The sequence below is a fragment of the Propioniciclava flava genome (assembly GCF_004126535.1).
In the GTDB taxonomy this organism is placed as follows: domain Bacteria; phylum Actinomycetota; class Actinomycetes; order Propionibacteriales; family Propionibacteriaceae; genus Propioniciclava; species Propioniciclava flava.
In genome coordinates this window covers 1-21,736 of record NZ_PPCV01000002.1, presented here as the reverse complement: position 1 = coordinate 21,736, position 21,736 = coordinate 1, and the positions used below count along the sequence as shown (strand labels likewise).

23 protein-coding genes, 1 tRNA gene, 1 pseudogene and 1 riboswitch are annotated in these 21,736 nt (G+C 68.5%); of the genes and pseudogenes, 13 read left to right on the top strand and 12 right to left on the bottom strand.

Annotated features, from left to right (window positions below):
• The first annotated feature begins 63 nt into the window (after positions 1-63).
• Genes C1706_RS02840 through C1706_RS02825 form a run of 4 tightly spaced genes read left to right on the top strand, consistent with a single transcriptional unit; the run spans position 64 to position 3,038 of the window.
• On the top strand, positions 64-471 hold the full coding sequence (locus C1706_RS02840; RefSeq protein WP_129457706.1) for a TOBE domain-containing protein: 408 nt from the start codon (positions 64-66) through the stop codon (positions 469-471).
• Positions 468-1,193 (top strand): molybdate ABC transporter substrate-binding protein, encoded by a 726-nt coding sequence (gene modA, locus C1706_RS02835; RefSeq protein WP_129457705.1) that lies wholly within the window; start codon positions 468-470, stop codon positions 1,191-1,193. The genes C1706_RS02840 and modA overlap by 4 nt, the downstream gene beginning before the upstream one ends.
• Positions 1,190-1,981: an ABC transporter permease gene (locus tag C1706_RS02830; protein ID WP_206660943.1), complete on the top strand. Its 792-nt coding sequence runs from the start codon at positions 1,190-1,192 to the stop codon at positions 1,979-1,981. Before modA ends, C1706_RS02830 begins: the two co-directional genes overlap by 4 nt.
• Positions 1,974-3,038: an ABC transporter ATP-binding protein gene (locus C1706_RS02825; RefSeq protein ID WP_129457704.1), complete on the top strand. Its 1,065-nt coding sequence runs from the start codon at positions 1,974-1,976 to the stop codon at positions 3,036-3,038. The genes C1706_RS02830 and C1706_RS02825 overlap by 8 nt, the downstream gene beginning before the upstream one ends.
• Here C1706_RS02825 and C1706_RS02820 read toward each other — a convergent pair.
• The 6 genes from C1706_RS02820 to C1706_RS02795 are packed head-to-tail and all read right to left on the bottom strand — an operon-like array spanning position 3,035 to position 5,916.
• Positions 3,035-3,691, bottom strand: coding sequence for an NUDIX hydrolase (locus C1706_RS02820; protein WP_129457703.1), 657 nt, complete (start codon positions 3,689-3,691; stop codon positions 3,035-3,037). The genes C1706_RS02825 and C1706_RS02820 overlap by 4 nt on opposite strands.
• Positions 3,688-4,299 carry a TlpA family protein disulfide reductase gene (locus tag C1706_RS02815; RefSeq protein WP_129457702.1) on the bottom strand — a complete coding sequence of 204 codons (612 nt, stop codon included), beginning with the start codon at positions 4,297-4,299 and terminating at the stop codon, positions 3,688-3,690. The genes C1706_RS02820 and C1706_RS02815 overlap by 4 nt, the downstream gene beginning before the upstream one ends.
• Positions 4,296-4,973 (bottom strand): endonuclease III, encoded by a 678-nt coding sequence (gene nth / locus C1706_RS02810; protein WP_431830685.1) that lies wholly within the window; start codon positions 4,971-4,973, stop codon positions 4,296-4,298. Before nth ends, C1706_RS02815 begins: the two co-directional genes overlap by 4 nt.
• A complete protein-coding gene (locus C1706_RS02805) occupies positions 4,967-5,440 on the bottom strand; it encodes a RidA family protein (protein ID WP_129457701.1) in 474 nt (157 codons plus the stop codon). Before C1706_RS02805 ends, nth begins: the two co-directional genes overlap by 7 nt.
• On the bottom strand, positions 5,437-5,604 hold the full coding sequence (gene sp36, locus C1706_RS02800; RefSeq protein WP_129457700.1) for a Sp36 family protein: 168 nt from the start codon (positions 5,602-5,604) through the stop codon (positions 5,437-5,439). The genes C1706_RS02805 and sp36 overlap by 4 nt, the downstream gene beginning before the upstream one ends.
• Positions 5,605-5,640: 36 nt before the next feature.
• A complete protein-coding gene (locus C1706_RS02795; RefSeq protein ID WP_129457699.1) occupies positions 5,641-5,916 on the bottom strand; it encodes a WhiB family transcriptional regulator in 276 nt (91 codons plus the stop codon).
• 266 nt (positions 5,917-6,182) lie between these two features.
• On the opposite strand from C1706_RS02795, the gene C1706_RS02790 reads away from it, so the two are divergent.
• The 7 genes from C1706_RS02790 to C1706_RS02760 all read left to right on the top strand — a co-directional run bounded on the left by C1706_RS02790 (position 6,183) and on the right by C1706_RS02760 (position 13,437).
• Positions 6,183-8,537 carry a transglycosylase domain-containing protein gene (locus C1706_RS02790; protein WP_164987400.1) on the top strand — a complete coding sequence of 785 codons (2,355 nt, stop codon included), beginning with the start codon at positions 6,183-6,185 and terminating at the stop codon, positions 8,535-8,537.
• A complete protein-coding gene (locus C1706_RS02785) occupies positions 8,534-9,442 on the top strand; it encodes a metallophosphoesterase (protein ID WP_129457697.1) in 909 nt (302 codons plus the stop codon). The genes C1706_RS02790 and C1706_RS02785 overlap by 4 nt, the downstream gene beginning before the upstream one ends.
• A gap of 106 nt (positions 9,443-9,548) precedes the next feature.
• Positions 9,549-9,625 (top strand) — tRNA-Pro (locus tag C1706_RS02780).
• Between the two features lie 83 nt (positions 9,626-9,708).
• Entirely contained in the window at positions 9,709-10,530 is an 822-nt protein-coding gene (locus tag C1706_RS02775; protein WP_129457696.1) for an N-acetylmuramoyl-L-alanine amidase, read from the top strand.
• A 137-nt stretch (positions 10,531-10,667) separates the two neighbouring features.
• Positions 10,668-11,651 carry a metal ABC transporter solute-binding protein, Zn/Mn family gene (locus C1706_RS02770; RefSeq protein ID WP_206660942.1) on the top strand — a complete coding sequence of 328 codons (984 nt, stop codon included), beginning with the start codon at positions 10,668-10,670 and terminating at the stop codon, positions 11,649-11,651.
• Complete coding sequence (locus C1706_RS02765) at positions 11,603-12,568, top strand: metal ABC transporter ATP-binding protein (protein ID WP_129457695.1); 966 nt, start codon at positions 11,603-11,605, stop codon at positions 12,566-12,568. The genes C1706_RS02770 and C1706_RS02765 overlap by 49 nt, the downstream gene beginning before the upstream one ends.
• Positions 12,565-13,437, top strand: coding sequence for a metal ABC transporter permease (locus C1706_RS02760; protein WP_129457694.1), 873 nt, complete (start codon positions 12,565-12,567; stop codon positions 13,435-13,437). Before C1706_RS02765 ends, C1706_RS02760 begins: the two co-directional genes overlap by 4 nt.
• A 260-nt stretch (positions 13,438-13,697) precedes the next feature.
• Here C1706_RS02760 and C1706_RS02755 read toward each other — a convergent pair whose 3' ends face one another.
• The 6 genes and pseudogenes from C1706_RS02755 to C1706_RS02735 all read right to left on the bottom strand — a co-directional run bounded on the left by C1706_RS02755 (position 13,698) and on the right by C1706_RS02735 (position 19,598).
• The gene (locus tag C1706_RS02755; RefSeq protein WP_129457693.1) at positions 13,698-14,246 is read right to left on the bottom strand and encodes an NADPH-dependent FMN reductase; all 549 of its coding nucleotides are present in this window, start codon (positions 14,244-14,246) and stop codon (positions 13,698-13,700) included.
• 55 nt (positions 14,247-14,301) lie between these two features.
• Complete coding sequence (locus C1706_RS14480) at positions 14,302-14,814, bottom strand: ATP-binding cassette domain-containing protein (protein ID WP_241653435.1); 513 nt, start codon at positions 14,812-14,814, stop codon at positions 14,302-14,304.
• A 45-nt stretch (positions 14,815-14,859) separates the two neighbouring features.
• Positions 14,860-15,298 (bottom strand): annotated as a pseudogene (locus tag C1706_RS14475) (ATP-binding cassette domain-containing protein); the annotation flags it as partial.
• Between the two features lie 26 nt (positions 15,299-15,324).
• Positions 15,325-16,968 carry an ABC transporter permease gene (locus tag C1706_RS02745; protein ID WP_129457692.1) on the bottom strand — a complete coding sequence of 548 codons (1,644 nt, stop codon included), beginning with the start codon at positions 16,966-16,968 and terminating at the stop codon, positions 15,325-15,327.
• Positions 16,969-16,971: 3 nt separating this feature from the next.
• A complete protein-coding gene (locus C1706_RS02740) occupies positions 16,972-18,024 on the bottom strand; it encodes a thiamine ABC transporter substrate-binding protein (RefSeq protein ID WP_206660941.1) in 1,053 nt (350 codons plus the stop codon).
• A 41-nt stretch (positions 18,025-18,065) separates the two neighbouring features.
• Positions 18,066-18,173, bottom strand: a riboswitch (TPP riboswitch).
• Between the two features lie 147 nt (positions 18,174-18,320).
• A complete protein-coding gene (locus tag C1706_RS02735) occupies positions 18,321-19,598 on the bottom strand; it encodes an aspartate kinase (protein WP_129458058.1) in 1,278 nt (425 codons plus the stop codon).
• Between the two features lie 200 nt (positions 19,599-19,798).
• On the opposite strand from C1706_RS02735, the gene C1706_RS02730 reads away from it, so the two are divergent.
• Together C1706_RS02730 and lplAB are read left to right on the top strand one after the other, a co-directional pair.
• Entirely contained in the window at positions 19,799-20,377 is a 579-nt protein-coding gene (locus C1706_RS02730) for a DUF1707 SHOCT-like domain-containing protein (RefSeq protein ID WP_164987399.1), read from the top strand.
• Between the two features lie 49 nt (positions 20,378-20,426).
• The gene (gene lplAB / locus C1706_RS02725; protein WP_129457689.1) at positions 20,427-21,476 is read left to right on the top strand and encodes a lipoate-protein ligase LplAB; all 1,050 of its coding nucleotides are present in this window, start codon (positions 20,427-20,429) and stop codon (positions 21,474-21,476) included.
• The last annotated feature ends 260 nt before the right edge of the window (positions 21,477-21,736 follow it).

Genomic DNA, 21,736 nt, shown 5'->3' with positions numbered 1-21,736 from the left:
CTAGCGCCGGTGGATGCCCGAGCCAGGGCACACATCCGCATTTGATACTGATAATGTGGATTTATGACGCAGATACGTATCTCGGCCGCCGCGAGCCTGCTGGGTGTCAGCGATGACACCGTGCGGCGCTGGGTGGACGCCGGACGACTCACGCAGGTCACCGACACCGCGGGCAGGCACGCCGTGGACGGAGCCGAACTCGCGGCGCTGGCTCAGGAGTTGGCCGACGACGCCCTCGATCAGCTCGATCCGGGCGCAGGCACCAGGTCGGCTCGCAACCACCTCACAGGCTTGGTCACCCGGGTCGTGTCCGACACGGTCATGAGCCAGGTCGAACTCCAATGCGGGCGCTACCGGATCGTGTCGCTCGTCTCGACCGAAGCGGTCAAGGAACTGGGCCTCGAGCCGGGCGTCATCGCCACCGGCGTCATCAAGGCCACCAACGTGACCCTGGAACGGAGCCAGCCATGAAACGTCTCGCCGCTCTCGCCGCCGTGGCCCTGCTGACGGCCTGCGCCCAGCCCAGCACCCCCTCCCCCACCGCGACGCCGCCCGCGCGACCCGTCGTCTTCGCCGCCGCATCGTTGTCCACCGTGTTTCCGACCATTGCGCCCGCGCAGTACTCCTTCGACGGCTCCTCCGGCCTGGTGGACCAGTTGAAGGGCGGGGCACGGGCCGACGTCTTCGCATCAGCCGACAAGAAGAACATGGACAAGGCCGTCGAGGCGGGCCTCATCGACGGCACCCCCACGATGTTCGCCACCAACGCTCTCGTGCTCATCACGCCCGCCGACAATCCCGCCCACGTCACCGGGTTCGACGCCTCCTTGACCGGGACCAAGCTTGTCGTGTGCGCCGCGGAAGTACCGTGCGGGGCAGCCGCTACCAAGGCGGCCCAAGCGAACGGGCTGAGCCTGCGTCCCGTCTCGGAGGAGACGAAGGTGACCGACGTGCTCGGCAAGGTCAGTTCCGGCGAGGCCGACGCCGGGCTCGTCTACGCGACCGACGCCGCCACCGCGGGAGCAAAGGTTACGGTCTTCGAGATCGCCAGCGCCAAGACGGACCCCAACACGTATTGGATCGGTGTCGTCGCGGGTGCCCCGAACAAAGCTGGCGCCGCGTCCTTCATCGCCACGGTGATGGGCGAGGGCCAAGCCACGCTCAAGGCGGCAGGCTTCGGTCCGCCGAAGTGACGACCACGTTGGGCTATCCCCGGTGGGCGGTCCTGCCGCTCGGCCTGACGGCGGCCGTCCTCGGGTTGCCCCTTCTGGGGCTCGTGGCCCGCGCCGACTGGCCCGCGCTCCCGCAGCTCCTGGCCTCGCAGCGATCCTTGGACGCTCTGCGGCTCAGCCTGGGCACCTGCGCCCTGGCCACCCTGATCGTCGTGCTCCTGGGCGTCCCGACAGCCCTGGTCTTGGCGCGCACCCGTGGCCGGTGGGCGACGCTCGGGCGCACGCTGGTCACGGTCCCCATGGTCCTGCCGCCGGTCGTCGCCGGGCTCGCCTTGCTGACCACGCTGGGCCGCCGGGGGCTGGTGGGGCAGTACCTGGCCGCGTGGGGCATCGACCTGGGCTTCTCGACCGCCGCCGTCGTCATCGCTCAGGTGTTCGTGGCGCTGCCTTTCCTCGTGGTGTCGCTCGAGGGCGCCCTGCGATCGGCCGGGCAGGACTACGAGCGCGCGGCGAGCTATCTGGGCGCCAGCCCCAGCCGCACGCTGTTCACCGTGACGCTCCCCATGGCGGCCCCGGCGCTTGCCTCGGGGACGGCCCTGTCGTTCGCCCGCGCTTTAGGCGAGTTCGGGGCCACCTTGACGTTCGCGGGCTCGCTGCAAGGCGTCACGCGCACCCTTCCGTTGGAGATCTACCTCTTGCGCGAATCAGACTCCGACCTGGCCTTGGCGCTGGCCGTCGTGCTGCTCGGTGTCGCCAGCCTCGTCGTGTGGTTCGCGCTACACGTCCAGTCACGGGGGCGCCATGAGTGAGCCCCTCACGGTGGACGCGCGGGTCGCCGCGCGCGACGTCCACGTGCGGTTCGACGTGGCCGCCGGGGATGTCGTCGCCCTCATCGGGCCCAACGGGGCGGGGAAATCGACCACGATCCACCTTCTCGCCGGAGCGCTGCGCCCGGAGTCGGGCGCGATCACGCTCGGCCCCACCACCCTCGCCGGGCCTCACACGTTCGTCCCGCCTCATCGGCGGAAGATCGGCTACCTCGAACAGCGCGCGCTCCTCTTCCCTCATCTCAACGTCCTCGACAACGTCGCCTACGGCCCCCGCTGCTGGGGTGCGTCCCGGCAGGACGCACGCCGCCGCGCCGCCAGCGAACTGGCCGCGGTCGGGCTGGCCGGGTTCGAGACCCGCCCTGTCGGCACCTTGTCGGGTGGTCAGGCTCAACGCGTCGCGCTGGCCCGGTCGCTGGCCTGCGACCCCGACGTCGTGTTGCTCGATGAACCATTCGCGGCGCTCGACGCCACGGCGACCCCGGCGCTGCGCCACCTGGTACGCGGACGCCTCCGCGGGATCACTACGCTCATCGCGACCCACGACCCGCTCGACGTCATGGTGCTGGCCGAGCGTGTCGTCGCCCTGGAGCACGGACGCGTCACCAGCGAGGGCAGCGTCGAGGAGATGGTCGCCCGCCCGTCGTCGGCGTTCCTCGCCGACTTCGTCGGGCTGAACCTGCTGACCGGCCGGGCCGAGGGCACGCAGGCCCTCGCCTTGTCGGACGGGTCCCTCATCAGCGGGTTGAGCGAGGCGCCGTTACCCGAGGGTGGGGCGCGCGCCGTGTTTGCGCCGGACGCCGTGAGCTTGTTCACCACGCCACCCCACGGCAGCCCGCGCACCGCGTTGCGGGCCGTCGTGTCCGCCATCGAGGATCGGGGCATGGTTCAGCGCGTGAGTCTCCTCGTCGCGGGGCAACGCATCCACGCCGACGTCACCCCGGCGGCGGTGCGCGATCTCGGCCTCACCGAAGGCGACCCCGTCGTCGCCGCCATCAAAGCAACTCAGGTCGCGTTGCACCCGGTACCGGCGCGCTAAGCGCGGTGCCAGAAGCGTTCCGGCACCAGTTCGGTGCGGCGCTCATCCCAGGGCTGCTGCCACCCGGCCAACTCGATCAAGCCATCGAGGAGGGCCGCGGTGAACCCCCAGATGAACAACTCACCGATCGTGAAGCCGGGACCGCGGTGCCCCATCGGCAACCGCCACGTCAGCCGGTTGGCGGGGTCGACCAGGTCACCCACCCGGATCTCGTGGATCGCCGCCACCTCGACGGTGTCCACGATCTCCAGCGGATGCTGCTCATGCCACCACCCGACGACGGGGGTGACGTCGTACCCAGCGGCGGCCACGTGGGCGGCGGGCAGGACGCCGAGGAGTTCCACCGTCTCAGGATGCAGCCCTACTTCTTCGCGGGCCTCCCGGAAGGCCGCATCCTCACTGGACGCGTCGGTGGGCTCAACGCCACCACCCGGGAACGCGCATTGCCCCGCGTGGTGCCGCAGGTGGGCTGACTTCTCGATCAGGATCAGCCGCAGGTCAGCGGGGGCGGCATCGGCGGCACCGAAGAAGCAGATGAGCACGGCGGCTTTGCGTCCGTGCCGGGCCGGACGCCCGCGCACGACCCGCGCCCCGCCGCCCGGTTCGGCGAGGGCGGTGACGAGCCGGTCCAGGCACGCCGCCCGCGCGGTCACAGATCCACTCCGAGGTAGGTGTGGGTGGCCTCGACGAGTTGATCGACGGACGCGACCGCCCCAATGGTGCGGTAGACGATGCGGCCCTGCGCGTCGACGAAGATCGTGACGGGGATCCCGGTGAACCGGATCGGCCCGGCGGTTTGCCGCAGCGGGTCGGTGACGTGCGGGTAGGTCCATCCCGACTGCTGCGCGAAGGCCAGGGCCAGCGACGGGTCCGGGTCGGAGTAGTCGACGCCGAGGACGGCGACCTTCCCGTGGGCGCGCTGAGCGAACTGGGCCAACGACGGCGCTTCCGCGCGGCAGGGGCCGCACCATTGGGCCCAGAAGTTGATGACCATCGGTGAACCCCGCAGCCCCGCGAGGTTGACCTGGCGACCGGACCCCAGGCAGCCGAGCAGCAGGTCGGGCAGGCCGCCCGGGACGGGCTCTGCCGACGCCGGGGTGAGGGGGCAGTCCTCGATCCCCGCCTGCTCGCGCTGGGTGACGAGCGCAGCGTCCACCGCCACGCTGGGCGCGGGGGTGTCGTCCTGGGGGGACGCGCACCCGGCGAGGAGCGCGAGCCCGAGCGCGGCTGCGATCAGCGCGGATCGACCGCGCGGGCTCATGCCCGCGGCTCCTTGATCAACGTGGCCGCGATCTCAGGGTCGGTGGGCCCCTCCCCGAAGCTGGGGCACAGGGGCGCTAGGGCGCAGGCCCCGCACGCAGGGCGTCGGGCATGGCAGCGTCGCCGCCCATGCCAGATGATGCGATGGTTGAGGGAGACCCACTGCTGCGGCGGGAACAGTGCGCCGACGGCCGCCTCCACCACGTCCGGCTTCGTCGAGGAGACCCAGCCAAGACGGTTCGACACCCGGATCAGGTGAGTGTCGGGGGTGATGCCCGGTACTCCAAACGCGTCCCCCAAGACGACGTTGGCTGTCTTGCGCCCCACGCCGGGCAACGTGACGAGATCCTCCAGGCTGGCGGGCACTACCCCGTCGAACCGCTCCACGAGGCCTTGGCCGATGCCGACGAGGTGCCCTGCCTTGGCGCGAAAGAACCCGGTGGGGCGGATGATCGCTTCGAGGTCGGTCAGGTCAGCACTCGCATAGGCGGCGGCGTCGGGGTAGCGAGCGAACAGCTGCGGCGTGACCGTGTTGACTCGGCGATCCGTGGATTGCGCCGACAAGACCGTTGCCACGAGCAATTCCAGCGGCGTGCTGAAGTCGAGCTCGCAGTGGGCATGGGGGTACATCTCCCCCAATGCCGCATAGACCGCCGCCGGTTGCTCCACTACCAGGCAACCCCGGCAGGCTCGATCGTCAACTCCACTTCGACCGGGGCGTCCAACGGAAGGACGCTCACCCCGACGGCGCTGCGGACGTGACGACCCGCGTCCCCAAACAGCTCCGCGACGAGTTCGCTGGCGCCGTTGGCGACGGCGGGCTGGCCGGTGAAGGTGGGCGCGCTGGCCACGAAGACGGTGACCTTGACGATGCGGCCGATCTGGTCGAGACCACCGACGAGGGAGGCGGCGGCGGCGAGAGCGTTCAGCATGGCGGTGCGGGCCGCTTCCGCTCCCTGTTCGGGGGTGACCTCTGCGCCGACCTTGCCGACGTAGGTCAGTTCACCGGCAACGGAGGGAAGCTGCCCGGAGGTATAGACGTGCCCGCTGCTCACGATCGCCGGAACGTAGGCGGCCAGCGGCGTGGCGACGGGGGGCAGGCTCAAACCCAACTGGGCGAGCCGGGCGCTCGGGGTGCTCATGAGGCAGGAGCGGCGATCGGGCGCTTGAAGTAGGCGACCAGGTTCTGCGGGTTAGGGCCGGGGATGATGGTGACGAGCTCCCACCCGTCAGCGCCCCAGGAATCCAGAATCTGCTTGGTCGCGTGCACCAGGACTGGTGCGGTGGCGTACTCCCACGTGGTCATGACCTCACCCTAGATGATGAGGCCGACGAGGAAGGGTCAGAGGATCTTGCCGGGACCGCACAACACGGTCTGCCACGAACGGATGTCGGTGCGCTGACGCAGGAGCTGGCGACGCTCGCGCTCAGTCATGCCGCCCCACACACCCCACTCGATGCGGTTGTCCAGAGCCTCGGCCAGACACTGTGACCGGACAGGGCAACCCATGCAGACCAGGCGCGCACGCTTCTGATCGACCCCTTCGGGGAACAGCTTGTCCTGCATGCCTCGGCATTTCGCCTGCAGCGTCCAGTCTTCCGTCCTGCTGAGCGTCATCGCCCACCTCCCTGACGTGGCTGTCGTTGCCGTCCGGATGACCCGCGCCGGCATCACGGAATGATAACGTCGCGCTGCAACTTTGCCAACGAATGTTGCATGGTGAAGCAGGCGCTAACATCTCATCTCGCTCCCTAGGATACGCCGTTCGGGACACTGGTCTGACCAGTTCTCAGCGCGGACGCCGTCCGCCCCGCCCGAGGACGCGTCCCGCCTCGGCGTCCACCCCCCGAGAATTCTCAGGTGCGTCCCGTACTCTGGGTGATATGGGTGCACCAACCATGGGTCGCAAGCTCTATTCGGCCTTGATGTTTGTCGCCGTCAGTGTTCTGGGCGGCGTCCTCGTCGCAGGCCTCGCCGTCCCCACGGCGAGCGTGGCGGCGGAGTTTTCTAAGGCCGGGGCGACGGCGATCCAAGCCATCCCCAAAGAGGTCGAGACCCCTCCCCCCGCGGAAGGCTCCAAGGTCTTGATGGCCGACGGTTCGGTGCTGACCAACTTCTACGATGAGAACCGCGTCTATGTGCCGCTGGCCGACATCGCCCCGGTGATGCGCCTGGCGCAGGTGACCACGGAGGATCGCCGCTTCTACGAGCACGGCGCCATCGACCTGCGCGGCACGCTGCGCGCCCTGGTGCGCACCTCGAGCGGCAACATGCAGGGTGGCTCCACGCTGACACAGCAGTACGTGAAGCTCGCCCTCATCGACAAGGCCGTGGCCGACAACGACAAGGAAGCGCTCGCCGCCGCCTACGACCGCACGTTCTCCCGCAAGCTGCTGGAACTGCGCTACGCCATCGCCTTGGAAGACAAGATGTCGAAAGACGACATCTTGGAGCGCTACCTGAACCTCTCTTACTACGGGGCTGGCGCCTATGGCGTCGAGGCGGCCGCTCGTCGCTACTTCGGCACCACGGCGAAGGATCTGACGCTGGGTCAGGCGGCCATGCTCGCTGGCCTGGTCCGTAACCCTGCGACGACGGATCCGATCAACCACGAGAAGCTCGCCATGGAGCGGCGCAACAACGTGCTCGACATCATGCTGGGGCAGAAGGTCATCACCCAAGAGCAGTACGACGCCGCCCGCGCGGAAGTCTTCGACCGCAGCAAGGTGACGACCCCGGCGCACGGGTGCGCGGCCGCCGAGTTCCCCCACCTGTGCTCGGTGGTGGAGAAGACACTGCTGCAGATGGACAGCCTGGGGCCGGACACCGAGACCCGCCGCAGCCTGTTGAACCGTGGCGGTCTGACTATCCAGACGGAGATCGATCCGCGCACGCAGCGCGCCGCTCAAGACGCCGTGTCCAACTACATCTCCAGCACCGATCCCGTCATCGGCGTCATGGCCATGATCGAACCGGGCACTGGCCTCATCAAGGGCGTGGCCCAAAGCCGCGACAAGATCGGCAACAACCCCGGCGAGACCTTCTACAACTACGCCATGGAGCGTGACCTCGGCGGCGCCGAGGGCTACTTCGGCGGATCGACCTTCAAGATGTTCACCCTTGCTGCGGCGATCAACAAGGGTTTCCCGACCTCGCGAAGCTACGACGCCCCCAAGGAAAGGGACTGGAAGGGCGAATCGTTCCGCACCTGTAGTGGCAGCGTGCGCATCAACAAGCCGTGGGGGGTAACCAACGCGGGCGGTGGCGGCGAGTTCGACATGTACTCCGGAGCCAAGTACTCGGTGAACAACTACTTCGTCTCACTGGAGCAGGACGTCGGGCTGTGCGATGTTACGCAGATGGCTGAAACCCTCGGCCTCCACCTGATCGGCAAGACGTTCGCCGAAGCTCAATACCCCGCCTTCACGCTAGGTGCGGCGGAAGCGTCCCCCATCTCGCTGGCGAACGCGTACGCGACCTTGGCGGCCCGGGGCAAGCGCTGCGACCCGATCATCTTGAAGTCTGCGGTCAGCAAGGACGGCAAGAGCTACGAGGTCCCCTCGGCCAACTGTCAGCAGGTGATTCCCGAGGGCGTCGCGGACACGGTGAACGACGTGCTCCGTGGCCCGTTCAACGGTGGCACTGCGTCGGCCGCCAACATTCCCGGTTACAGCATCGCGGGCAAGACGGGCACCGACACGGGGGCTCCGACGATCTGGACGATGGGCTATACGCCTCAGTTGGCCGGCGCCGCGATGATTACCGTCGACAAGAAGACCAAGCGCAAGTCCCTGGTCGGCGCACCGATTCAGGGTGGCAAGCGGACGCTGCGCGGCAGTTCGGGTGGCGAGGCGGGCGCCATGATCTGGAAGCCCGCCATGTCGGTGGCACTGGCAGGTTTGGAGAAGACCGACTTCGTGAAGCCTGGCGCCGATCGGGCCGTGGGCGAGACGGTCAGCGTCCCCAGTTGCTCGGGAATGAGCCTGAACGATTGCCGGGCGGCCCTGCAGGACGCGGGCTTCGGCACGTCGGTCGTCCGCGTCGAGAACGCGAAGAAGGCGGGCACGTTCCTCGGCCTCTCCCCGAAGTCGGAGGCCCCGAAGTTCAGCACGATCAAGCTGATGGTCTCCTCGGGCCCGAAGGTCGATCCGTCCGCCCCGGCGACTGATCCGGCTGCGCCTGCGACACCGCCGGTCGCTCCGCCTCCTGCGGGTGGCGGAGGTGACGGCAACCGGTGAGCGCCCGAGGCTGGCTGCGCGCCTTCGGTGCGGTGGCAGCCGTCGGTGCCGCCTGCGTGACGTACGGTGTGGCGATCGAGCGCACCGCGTTCCGCGTCCGGCGCGCCAACGTTCCCGTGCTTCCGGAGGGCTCCCGTCCCATCCGCGTGCTGCATCTCTCGGATGCCCACCTGCTGCCGCGTCAGGGCCGCAAGCGTGACTTCCTGCGGGGCTTGGCTGGGTTGGAGCCGGATCTGGTGGTCTCGACCGGGGACAGCATCAGCTCACCGGACGCCATTGAGCCGCTGATCGAATCGCTCGGACGCCTCCGCGACGTCCCCGGGGTGTTCGTGTTCGGCTCGAATGACTTCCACCAGCCGACGTTCAAGCTGCCCGTCCGCTACCTGTTCGGCCACTCGGGCGGGGCCGCGAAGGCCGACCCTCCGCCCATGCCCACGGGTGAGCTGCGCGAGTCTTTGGAGGGCTTGGGCTGGGTGTACCTGGAGGAGCGCACGGCCGAATTGGAGATTGCCGGTCAGCGGCTCCGCTTCCGTGGCACGGGGGATGCTCACCACGAGCGCGACGACTACAGCGCCGTCGCGGGTCCCGCCTCTGCCGACGCGGTGGAGATCGGCGTGACCCACGCGCCCTACCTGCGCCTGCTGGACGCCATGACGGCTGACGGTGTCGAGATGATCTTTGCCGGGCACACGCATGGCGGCCAGGTGTGCATCCCTGGGCGTGGCGCGCTCGTGACCAACTGCGATCTGCCCCGCGAGCACGCCAGTGGCCTGTTCACCTACGACGCTGGCGGGAACGAGAGCTACGTGAACGTCTCGGCAGGGATTGGCATGTCGCCCTTTGCGCCCTACCGGTTCGCCTGCCCGCCCGAGGTTTCGCTGCTGACCCTGGTGCCTCGCACCTGACGCGATCACGCCGTTCCGCTCTCCGCGGGACGCCAGGGCAATCGCGGCGGCGATGTGAGATTCACCGCAGGTTGGGATATGCTCATCAGCGGCCCTGAGGGGCCATCGGGGTGTGGCGCAGCTTGGTAGCGCGCTTCGTTCGGGACGAAGAGGCCGCAGGTTCAAATCCTGTCACCCCGACCAGTGGGATTCGTGGTCCCCTCTCTCCTTTCACCTTCCTTGAGCTAGATGACCCCTTGCTGGCATCCGCGTCCTAGGCTCGTTCCATGCGAATCAGGGCCTGGGCGCTCTGCCTGGGCACTATGGGGGCCCTGGTGGGCTGCAGCAGCGCACCTGCCAGCACCCCGGCGCCGAGCACGCCACCCCCGGTTGTCGTTCAGGGTCTGGAGACCTCCCCAACCCAGGCCACCGGCAAGCCCACCCACGCCGGAACCCTGAGCGGCAAGACCGTCGTGGTGGACGCCGGACACGCCGGACTCTGGACGAAGGACGACAGCGGCCGCCTCATCACGACCTATGGCGACAAGCGGCTGCCGTGCTACACCGCGGGGGCGACCGCCCCCGACGGGACGGCCGAGCACACCGTGAACTTCGATCTCGCCAAGCGGGTCGGGGCCCTTCTCCAGGCCGACGGCGCGACGGTGGTGATGACGCGCGCCGACGACGCCACGCTCGGGCCGTGCAACAACGAGCGCGGGCACCTGGCGAACACGACCAAGGCGGACGCGCTGGTGGCGCTCCACGCGGACTTCGACAGTGACGACAAGCGCGGCTTTCACCTCATCTACTCCCCCGACATGCGCGGCGGTCAGCACGTCCAGACGGCCTCGGTGACGCTGGCCACGCACCTCTCGGACGCCCTCCACGCCTCACCGCTTCCCCCCGCGAACTACAAAGGCACCACGGCACTGCCCCTGGATCCGCGCACCAACGTGGCCGTCCTCAACGAACTGAGCCGCACGCCCGGCGTCCTGGTCGAGATCGGGAACCTCAACAATCCCGCAGACTGGGCGGCCATCGCCCAGCCGGGGACGCGGGACGCCCTCGCCGCCGCCATCGCTCAGGGGATCCGCACAACCTTGGCGTAAGCAACGCGGCATGGGCAGTACGCAGTGCGGCACCTGGTCGTGGGCGGTGCGCCGCATGCTCGTGAGCAGCACGACACCGCGAGAGTCCGCGATCACCACCCGACCGTTGTGAGAATGGTTCTCAACCATCGTCTATCATGGTTCTTGCGCACGGTGCATTCGGCATCGCCGCACTGCACTACCTGGATGGGATCGACATGAACCTCGCACGACCACTCGCCCTGCTGGCCGCCCTCGCCACCGGTTTGACGCTGGCAAGCTGCACCTCACCGGCCGCCACACCCTCCGCGTCCCCGTCATCCACGCCCGTCACGTTGTCCGTGGTCGCGTCCACCGACGTCTGGGGCGACCTGGCCGCCAAGGTCGGTGGCGATCGCGTGAACGTCACCTCCATCATCGATGACCCGTCCAAGGATCCTCACGAGTACGAGGCCAACGCCCAGATCCAGCTCACGCTGTCGAAGGCTCAGGTCGTGATCGAGAACGGTGGGGGCTACGACGACTTCGTCGACACCATGCTCGCGGCCGCCAAGAACCCGGCCATCGAGCGGATCAACGCGGTCACCGTCTCGGGGAAGCAGGCGAGCGCCGGAGACGAACTCAACGAGCACGTCTGGTACGACTTCGGCACCGTGACGAAGGTCGTCGACGCCATCTCGGCCACCTATACCAAGCTTGACCCGTCCGACGCGGCGACCTTCACCGCCAACGCCAGCACCCTCAAGGCGTCCCTGGCGACCCTGACCCAGAAGGAGAATGACCTGAAGGCGACATACGCGGGCCAGCCTGTCTCCATCACCGAGCCCGTCCCGCTCTACATGCTGGAGGCGATCGGCCTGGAGAACAAGACGCCCGAAGAGTTCTCCGAGGCCGTCGAGAACGAGAGCGACGTCGCCCCCGCCGTCCTCAATGAGACCCTCAAGCTGTACTCCGATCACGCTGTGAAGCTGCTCGCTTACAACGAGCAGACCACCGGCGCACAGACCGACGCGGTCGTCAAGGCCGCCACGGCCAACAACATCCCCGTGGTCGCGTTCACAGAAACCCTTCCGGCAGGGAAGACTTACGTCTCATGGATGACCGACAACCTGGACGCCCTGGCGGCGGCGCTAGCCAAGTGACGACCACCACCCAGGACGCCCTCACCGTGCGGGGCGAGGCGTCCACCCAGGCCGCGCCCGCCACCCAGGCTGACTCCCCCTCCACGGGGGGCGACGTCGTCCTGCGGCTGCGCGACGCCGCGCTGCGGTTCGGCGACCGCACCCTGTGGAGCGGGCTCAACCTCGACGTCGCGGCCGGGGAGTTCATCGCGATCCTCGGCGCGAACGGGTCGGGCAAGTCGAGCCTCCTGAAGGCGATTCTGGGACAACTGCCCCTCTCCGCGGGCACAGCCGAGTTCCTCGGCGCCCCCATCAAGGGCGGGAACCGTCGCATCGGGTATGTGCCCCAGCAAAAGCTCGCTGACGAGGGCGTCCCCCTTCGCGCCGAAGACCTCATCGGCTTGGGGGTCGACGGGCATCGTTGGGGCATCCCGCTGCCCAGCAAGGCCCGGCGCGCGGCCATCGACAAGCTCATCCACGACGTTCACGCGGAGCGTTACCGTCACGAGCCCCTCTCGGACCTCTCGGGCGGTGAACAGCAGCGGCTTCGCATCGGCCAAGCCCTGGCCGGGGACCCGCGCCTGCTGCTGTGCGACGAGCCGCTCCTGTCGCTTGATCTGGCCTACCAGACCGTCGTGAGCGAACTGGTCGACAAGAGTCGGCGCACGCGCAACCTCGGCGTCTTGTTCGTCACCCACGACATCAACCCGATCCTCCCCATGGTTGACCGGGTCATCTACCTGGCCGGCGGGAAGATCCGCATCGGCACCCCCGATGAGGTGCTGCGCACGGAGGTCCTCTCGGAGTTGTACGGCTCCCCCGTGGATGTCGTCCGTACCCGCGGGCGCATCGTGGTGGTCGGCGCCGTCGAACCGTGCATCACGCACACAGCCCCGCCATCCGACGGGCACACGCACAAGGGAGATGCGCACGCATGACCGACTGGTGGTCTTCGCTGTTCTCGTTCGAGAACTACGGCGAACTGGTGGTGCTGCTGCACAACTCGATCTTGGCTGGCGCGATCCTGGGGGTGGTCGGCGGCCTCATCGGGGTGTTCGTGGTCGCCCGCGACATGCCCTTCGCGGTGCACGGCATCAGCGAGCTTTCGTTCGCTGGCGGTTCTGCGGGTCTGCTGTTCGGGATCGGTGTGATCCCCGGCGCCCTGACAGGATCGCTGCTCGCCGCGCTGCTCATCGGCCTGCTGGGCAGCCGTGCCCGGCACCGCAACTCGATCACCGCGGTCATCATGCCGTTCGGGCTTGGCCTGGGCATTTTGTGCCTGTCGCTGTATTCGGGGCGCTCGGCCAACAAGTTCGGCCTGCTCACCGGCCAGATCGTCGCCATCGACGATCCGCAGATCGGGGCCTTAGCGATCATCTCGGCGATCGTGATCATCGCCCTGCTGTTGATCTGGCGTCCGCTCATGTTCGCGAGCGTGGACCCGGACGTCGCCGCCGCGCGCGGCGTCCCCACCCGAGCCCTGTCGCTGGTATTCATGCTGCTGCTCGGCCTTGCCGCCGCCGTCTCGGTGCAGATCGTGGGTGCCTTGCTGGTGCTCTCGCTCCTCGTGACGCCTGCCGCAGCCGCCTTGCGCGTGTCCTCCTCGCCGCTGTTGGTGCCGATTCTGAGCGTGTGCTTCGCTGTCGTCTCGACCGTGGGCGGCATCCTGCTCGCCTTGGGCGGCTCGATCCCGATCAGCCCGTACGTGACGACGATCTCGTTTGCGATCTGGGTCGTGTGCACCCTCATCGCTCGGGTCCGCCGTCGCGTGGAGACGGCCGGTCTCCCCGCAGCGGTCGCGGCATAGTCCACCGGGGCCACCTTCCACGCCATCCCGAGGTTCCTCATTGGAGTGGCGAGTTCCTCTCTGGCCCAAGCAATCCGCCACAGACACTCGGGCGGACCACAGTCATGAGCGCAGACTGACCCATGGCGCGGACGGCCCCCTGCACAGGCGGGGCTTTGGCGCATGAGGGAACACGACGCCCCGGTGCGGTGGGAGCTTCCTCCACCACACCGGGGCGTCACGCCGCTCGCGGCTACACGCGCAGCCGATACGGGTCAGGGTCAGGCCAGGCGGCCAGTCAGGTTCTCCAGTGCGTCGAAGAGAGCCTTGACCTCGTCGTTCTGGTGGGCGTTCGGGACGAACGCTCCATCAGCGAAGTGGGTGAACAGGTTGATGTTCAACTCGTTGCGGATGTCGACCATGGAGAAGTTCGCCAGCACCGAACGCCAGTTCTCGATGGCGCGGACGCCGCCGACGGCGCCGTAGCCGACCACCGCGTACGGCTTGCCGACCCACTCCGAGCCGAGGCTGTCGACCGCGTTCTTGAACGCACCCGGGACGCCGTGGTTGTACTCGGGGGTGACGAAGATGAAGGCGTCGCACGCGTCGATGGCGTCGCTCCAGGCCTGGACGCGAGCGTCGTCGTAGTGCTTCTTGGCCATCATCGGGTGCGTGGCCGACGTGAACAGCGGCACATCGAAGCCCTTCAGGTCGATCAGGACATAGTCCGCTGCGCGACCCTGCACGTCCGCCTGCTGCTTGATCCATTCGCCGATCTGCAAGCCCAGCCGACCCTCACGGATGGACCCGACGATGATCCCGATCTTCATGCGTTTTCCCTCTCGTCCTTGATTGACGTTTCAAGCATACTCCGAACAGAGAGGGTCAGGAGGCCACGACCGCAACGGCGTCCGGGCCCGTCACGACGGCGACCGTCTCGGCGTCCAGACGATCCGGGACGCGCAGTTCGGCACGACGGCCGCTCGGCAGCCGGACGCCCACCTCGATATAGCCGCGCCGCGGAAGCTGGTCGACGATCGGCAGTTCCACGCCACCGGGATCTCGGGTGAGGCTCTCGGGCCCGAGCGCCACCACCGCGGACGCGGCCAGCGCGCCGAGCCCGAGCGCCTCCGCGTCCTCACCGGTGAGGGGAAGGTCGTATCCCAGAAAGGCTGCCACCTCGGCGCTGGCCGGGTGCCGCCACAGCATCTCGGGACGATCGATCTGCAGCAGGTGCCCGCCCGCCATGACGCCCACCCGGTCGGCAAGCGCAAACGCCTCGTCCTGGTCGTGGGTCACGTGGATCGCGGTCGTCCCCGTTGCTCGCAGCACCTCATCCAGGACGCCGACCAGGTGCTCGCGCAGCGCCCGATCCAGCGCCGAGAGCGGCTCATCCAACAGCATGAGCCGGGGCCGGGGTGCGAGCGACCGCGCCAGCGCCACCCGCTGCGCTTGCCCGCCGGACAACTCGTTGACCTGTCGCGACGCGTAGCCAGGCAGCCCGACGAGGTCGAGGAACTCCTCCACGACGGCCCCGCGGCTGCGCGTGCAGCCCGTACGCGACGTTGCGTCCGACGCTCAGGTTGGGAAACAGCGCAGGCTCTTGGAACATGAGCCCGAAGTTGCGCTTGTGCGTGGGCACGTCGGTGAGGTCCTCGCCGTCCCACGCCACGGACCCGCCGACCAGCGGCTCCAGCCCGGCGACGGCACGCAGCAGCGACGACTTACCTGACCCGGACGCCCCCAGCAGCGCGACGATCTCCCCCGGAGCGACGTCCAGGCTGACGCCACCGACGGCGGTGATGATCCGGTCGTGCGGGCCCGGTTTGGGTGGGCGCCGGGCCGCGCCCGCGGCAGCATCCGGTGAGACCCGGTACTCCACGACCGCGTCCGCGATCCGCAATCCGTTCACCACAGTCGAGCCTCCTTGGGCCTTAGTGTCTCAGCGATTCCCATGACGATCGCGCAGCCCAGCGTCAGTACCACCGCGGCGGCCATCGCCATGCCCTGGGATTCGAGCCCGGGGCGTCCGATGAGTCGAAACACCATGACGGGCAGGGTCGGTTGATCGGGTCGTGCCAGGAAGGACGTGGCACCGAACTCCCCTAGTGAGGTCGCGAAGGCGAACCCGGTCGCTAGCCCGAGGCCGCGCGCGGCGAGGGCCACGTCGATGCTGGCGAGCACGCGCCAGGGCCCCGCGCCGAGCACTTGCGCCGTCTCCCGGAGCCGGGGATCGATGGCGCGCAGCACCGGGAGAAGGACGCGCACCACCAGCGGCAGCGCCACGATGGCTTGGGCGATCGGCACCAGGATGAGGGAGCTACGCAGATCCAGCGGTGGCCGGTTCAAGGTGATCAAGAACCCGAACCCGACGGTGACCGCCGAGACGCCCAGCGGCAGCATGAACACCGCGTCGAGGACGCCGAGGGCTCGCTGGGCGGGCGCCGAGCGCGGACGCCGGGAGACGACCAGGCTCACCAGCAGCCCCAGGACGACCGCGATGAGCGTCGCGAGGAGCGCAGTCCGCAGTGAGTTTGCGGCGGCCGTCCACACCGGCACGCTGATCGGTCCGCTGCCGGGTGCCCCCAAGGCCAGGTAGTGGTCGAGCCCGTAGCCGGACGCGGTGCGCAGCGAGCGTTCCAGCAGGGCTCCCATCGGGAGCAGCAGCACCAACCCGACGACGACGGCTGTCACCAGGGTGGCAGCCCCGTCGCGACGCCAGCGCCAGGGGGTGTCCTGGGTGGTGTCGGTCGCGAAGCGTTGCGCGCGGGCCTGCCGTGCCTGCAGGTGGTTAGAGACCAGGAGGCACGCCGCGACGACGACGAGTTGCACGATCGACAGTGCCGCCGCGCCCCGCAGGTCGAGGAGTTGGCTGGTCAAGAACCAGATCTCTGTCTCGATGGTTCCATAGCTCGCCCCGCCCAGGACCATGACGACCCCGTAGGCCGACGCGCAGAACAAGAAGACGAGCGCCGCCGCCGACGCGATGGCGGGCGCCAGCGCGGGCAAGGTGACCGTCCACCACACGCGGGCCGGGGACGCACCGAGCGTCGCCGCTGCCTGGGCGGTGCGGGGGTCGAGGGCCGACCACATCGCCCCCACGGTGCGCACGACGAGGGCGTAGTTGAAGAACACCAGGCTGGCCACGATGATCGCGAAGCTGCCGTCCAGGCCCAGCCCGCCCAGGGGCCCGGTAGAGATCACCAGCGACTTGAACGCGACGCCGACGACGACGCTGGGCAGGACGAACGGCACCGTGACGAGCGCCCGAACGACGAGGCGTCCGGGGAAGCGCGTCCGATACAGCAGCCAGGCGCCCGGGATGCCGACCGCGACGGCCACCAGCGTTCCTGCGGCGGCCTGCGCAAGGGTGGTGGCGATGACCCGCCAGGTGCGGGGCGCAGCAAACACCGCGGTGAAGGCGTCCAGGGAGAACGCACCGTCAGGGAAGAACCCCCGGACGATGAGCGTGACGACCGGCCAGGCGAAGAAGACGCCGAGGAACGCTAGCGGCACCAGGGCCGCCAGCGTCCACGCGAGGCGTCGTGTCACGACTCAGCCGACGACCGTCGCGGTCCAGTCGCGGATCCACCGATCGCGGTCGGCCGTGATGGTCGCGGCCGGGACGGCATACGGCGACGGCGACAAGGGCGCGAACGAGACCCAGTCGGCGGGCAGCGTGGCCGAGCGCAGCGCGGGGTACATGTACATCTGCCCGGGGATGTCGGCTTGGACCTGCTGGCTCAGCATGAAGTCGATGAACTTCTTCGCGCCCTCAGGGTTCTTGGCGCCCGCGATGACGCCCGCGTATTCGACCTGCCGGAAGCAGGTCTGCAACAGCGCCTGGGTGGGTGCAGCCCCGTTGACCACCTCGGAGGCGGGCGAGGTGGAGTAGCTCAGCGCCAGCGGACGCGGCCCCTTGCCCGCGCTGCCGGAGAACTGCACCGAGTAGGTCTCGGTCCAGTCCTTGGCGATGAGGACGCCGTTGTTCTTCAGCGCCGTCCAGTAGCCGAGGTAGCCCGGGTCACCGGACGCGCCGACCGTCGCGGTCAGGAAGGCCATACCGGGCGAACTGGAGGCGGGGTTCGGGACGACCAACAGGTCCTTGTATTCAGGCTTGGTGAGGTCCTCCAGGGTCTGCGGGACGGCGAGGTGATGCGCGCTGAACCAGGCCGTGTCGGCGTTCACGCACACATCGCCAAAATCGATCGGGGTCAACCTGTCAGACCCGTCGGCCTTCAAGGCGTCCGCGTCTGCCGCGGGCAGCGCCGTCGACGTGTAGGGGGTCGTGACCTGCTCGCTGAGCGCACGCCCCGCGAAGGTGTTGTCGATGCCGTAGACGACGTCACCCAGCGGCGAGTCCTTCGTCAAGACCAACTGGTTCACGAGCGTGCCGGCGTCCCCCGGCGCCACATAGGTGACCTTGAGGCCGCTGGACTTCTCGAACGAGGCGAGCAGGTCGGGGCTGACGTTGAACGAATCGTGCGTGACGACGGTCAACGTGGCCGGTGCAGAGCTCGGCGTGCTGGCCGCCGACGACGAACAACCGGTCAGGGCGAGCGCTGCCGCCAGGGCGGCCGCGAGGCCACCGACGAAGGTGCGGGACATGATGGACATCCTCCTCAACTAGGAGGGGCCGGCCCCTGAGGCCGGTAGAGAACTCGACTCCCTACGCCGGTGCTAGCCGGATCAGGTTCGAGGGTCTGCGGCGCTCCGCACTCTCAGCGCTCCCGGTGAGCGCTCCCCTGTCTGGGAGACAGCATATCCGCGCGTCCTCACCGCCACGACCTCGGCGACAACCGCAGCAACACGAGAGGAAGGAGACAAGACAAGCGTCCACGAGGGGGCGCGTGGGACAGTCCCGCGCGCCCTCGCGTCCGTGGGGACGACCGAGGGGTGTGTGGTTAGCGGCCGGTACCCGCGTACACGACCGCCTGGCCTTCGGAGTCCAGCCCGAACGCGGTGTGGACGGCGCGAACGGCCTTGTCGAGGAGGTCGGAGTCGACGATCATCGAGATCCGGATCTCAGAGGTGGAGATCATTTCGATGTTGATCCCCGCCTCGGCCATCGCCCGGAACGCGGTCGCCGAGACGCCCGGGTGCGAACGCATCCCGACGCCGATCACCGACACCTTGCCGATCTTGTCGTTGTAGATCAGGTCGGAGAACCCGATCGTCGGCTTGGCGGCACGCAAGGCGGCCATGGCGGCGTCGCCGTCCGACTGCGGCAGCGTGAACGTGATCGCGGTGGTGCCCTCGGCGACCGACACGTTCTGCACGATCATGTCGATGTTGATGCCCGCCTCGGCGACCGTCGTGAAGATCTGACCCGCCGCACCCAGCCGATCAGGGACGCCGATCACGGTGATCTTGGCCTCCGAACGATCATGCGCAATACCGGTGATGATGGGATCTTCCACGGTCCGCTCCTCTTCGCTGTCCTTAACCCAGGTACCCGGCTTGTCCGAGAAGGACGACCGGACATGCACCGGGACGCCTTCGCGCCCGGCGTACTCGACGCATCGCAAGTGCAGGATCTTGGCGCCGTTGGCGGCCATCTCCAGCATTTCCTCGTAGCTGATCTGCGGGATCCGGGACGCGCCGGGCACGATCCGCGGGTCGGCGGTGAACACGCCATCCACATCGGAGTAGATCTCGCAGTAGCCCGCCTTCAACGCTGCAGCAAGCGCGACCGCCGTCGTGTCGGAGGCGCCGCGTCCCAGCGTCGTCACATCTTTGGTCGTCTGGGAGACGCCCTGGAAGCCCGCCACGATGACGACGTCGCCCTCGTCGAGCGCGGACTCGATCCGGCCGGGCGTGATGTCGATGATGCGCGCGTCGCCATGCTTCTCGGTGGTGATCACACCCGCCTGGCTCCCGGTGAAGGAGCGTGCCGTGTAGCCCAGGTCGTTGATCGCCATCGCCAGCAGGGCCGCGCTCATCCGCTCACCGGCGGTCAGGAGCATGTCCAATTCGCGGGCGCGAGGGTTCGGGGAGACCTGACCGGCCAGGTCGAGCAGCTCGTCGGTCGTGTCACCCATCGCCGAGACGATGACGACGACCTCATTGCCTTGCTGCTGGGTCTCGACGATGCGCTTCGCCACCCGCTTGATGCTTGCGGCGTCAGCGACCGAGGAGCCGCCGAACTTCTGCACCACCCTCACGCCGACCCCCTGAGCCAGACGCGGGACCGAACCGCCCACGTCAACCGAAAAAACGCCTCCCCTACTGTGCCACGCGGGCTCGCCCAGGGGACAGGGGTCCGTAGCCTGGGCACACCCTCAGGGCGCGGGAAGGACCCAAGGAGGGTCATCCCTGGCATCCAGTCACCCTCGCAGGCTTGGGGTGATCTGGGATGATGGACGCCGGAAGGAGCCCCCGCATGACCCACGACCCAGTGCCTCAGCGCCTGTCGGACGCCGATCGCGATACTGCCGTCACCGCGCTGCGCCAGCACTATGAGGCGGGCCGCCTCAGCGATGACGAGTTCGCGGACCGCTCCAGCAAAGCCCTCGCGGCGCGCGTCGCCTCCGAGGTGGACGCCCTGTTCACTGACCTTCCCGACCCCCACCCGCTGTTCGGCGCCGCCGCCCCGTCCCCCTGGGCGACCCCCGGCACGTGGGGGCAGGCGCCGCGTCCGCCGTTTGATCCCGGCAACAACACGTGGCCGACGACGCAACCGAACTGGCCAGGGGCAACCCCTTCCCCCTGGGGCACCAGCGCAGGAGCACCGACCCCGCCCCCGTCCTATACGCCCGCGCCGTACGCCTTCACTCCGCCCCCAGCCCAGCAGGATCCACGCCGCGAATGGGTCTCTGTGGTGCGCAAGGCCGTGTGGCCTGCCCTGTTCCTGGGGGCGATCATCACGGGGCATTGGACGATCTGGATCGCGATCGGCATCATCGCCACGATTGTGCTGACCCAGGTCGGTGGCCGCACCCGTAAGCCGCCGCCGTACTGACCAACGCCTCTGGCCTAGGCCGTTCTCGCGACGGCCTAGGCTGGAGGCCATGCGCGGTGAATACAAGGTCCCCGGCGGCAAGCTCGTCGCGGTCGACGTGGAGGTAGAGGATTCGCGGATCGTCCACGCGGCGGTGAGCGGTGATTTCTTCCTCGAACCCGACGAGGCGCTCGCCGACATCAACGGCGCCATCGTGGGCCTGTCCGCCTCCGCGTCCGCCGACCAGATCTCGCACGCCATCACCGGCGCACTGAGTGAGGGCGTTTCGCTGATCGGGTTCACTCCCGCCGCCGTCGGGATCGCGGTGCGGCGGGCGCTCGGTCATGCGACCGGGTGGAGCGACCACACGTTCGACGTCATCGCACCGGTCACGCTCAACCCCGCCATGCACGTCGCTCTCGACGAAGTCATCACCAAAGAGGTGGCTGCTGGCGTCCGGCCGCCCACGCTGCGGTTTTGGGACTGGAACGCTCCCCTCGTCGTGATCGGCAGCTTTCAAAGCTTCCGCAACGAGATCGACCCCGAGGGTACCGCCCGTCACGGCATCGGCGTGGTGCGGCGCATCTCCGGGGGCGGTGCGATGTTCATGGAACCCGGCAACTGCATCACCTACTCCCTCCACGTCCCCACCAGCCTGGTGGAAGGGCTGTCGTTTGAGCAGTCCTACGCGTTCCTCGACGACTGGGTCATGACCGCGCTGGCCGATGTCGGCATCTCCGCGCGCTACGTCCCGCTCAACGACATCGCCTCCGACAAGGGCAAGATCGCGGGCGCCGCCCAGAAACGCTTTGCTGCCGGCTCGGTCCTCCACCACGTGACGATGGCCTACGACATCGACGCCGACAAGATGCTCGACGTGCTGCGGATCGGACGCGAGAAGATGTCCGACAAGGGCACCAAGTCGGCCAACAAGCGCGTCGATCCGATGCGGAGCCAAACCGGGCTCCCCCGCGACGAGATCATTGCCCGCTTCCTTGCCTCCTTCGAGGCCGGGCACCAGACCCGCCGTTCCGACTACACGCCCGCCGAGTACGCCGCCGCGCAACAGCTCATGGACGAGAAGTTCCTGACCGACGACTGGACACACCGGGTTCCGTGACGTCCCCCGCCACCACACTTTCCCCCGCCCCCGGCGGGAAGCCAACCGGCTTCCGTGCGGAGATTCAGGGACTGCGCGGCCTCGGCATCCTGCTGGTGGTCGCGTACCACCTGTGGACGTCGGGGCGCGTCTCGGCTCTTCGTACTTGCGGTGGGTGGGGTGCGACACGCCGGGTGAGGCGGGTGGGTTGAGGTAGGGGTCGAGGCCCTCAGGATCAGGAGTTACCACACTCCCCGTTCCGAGGACCTCGACTGTGACCG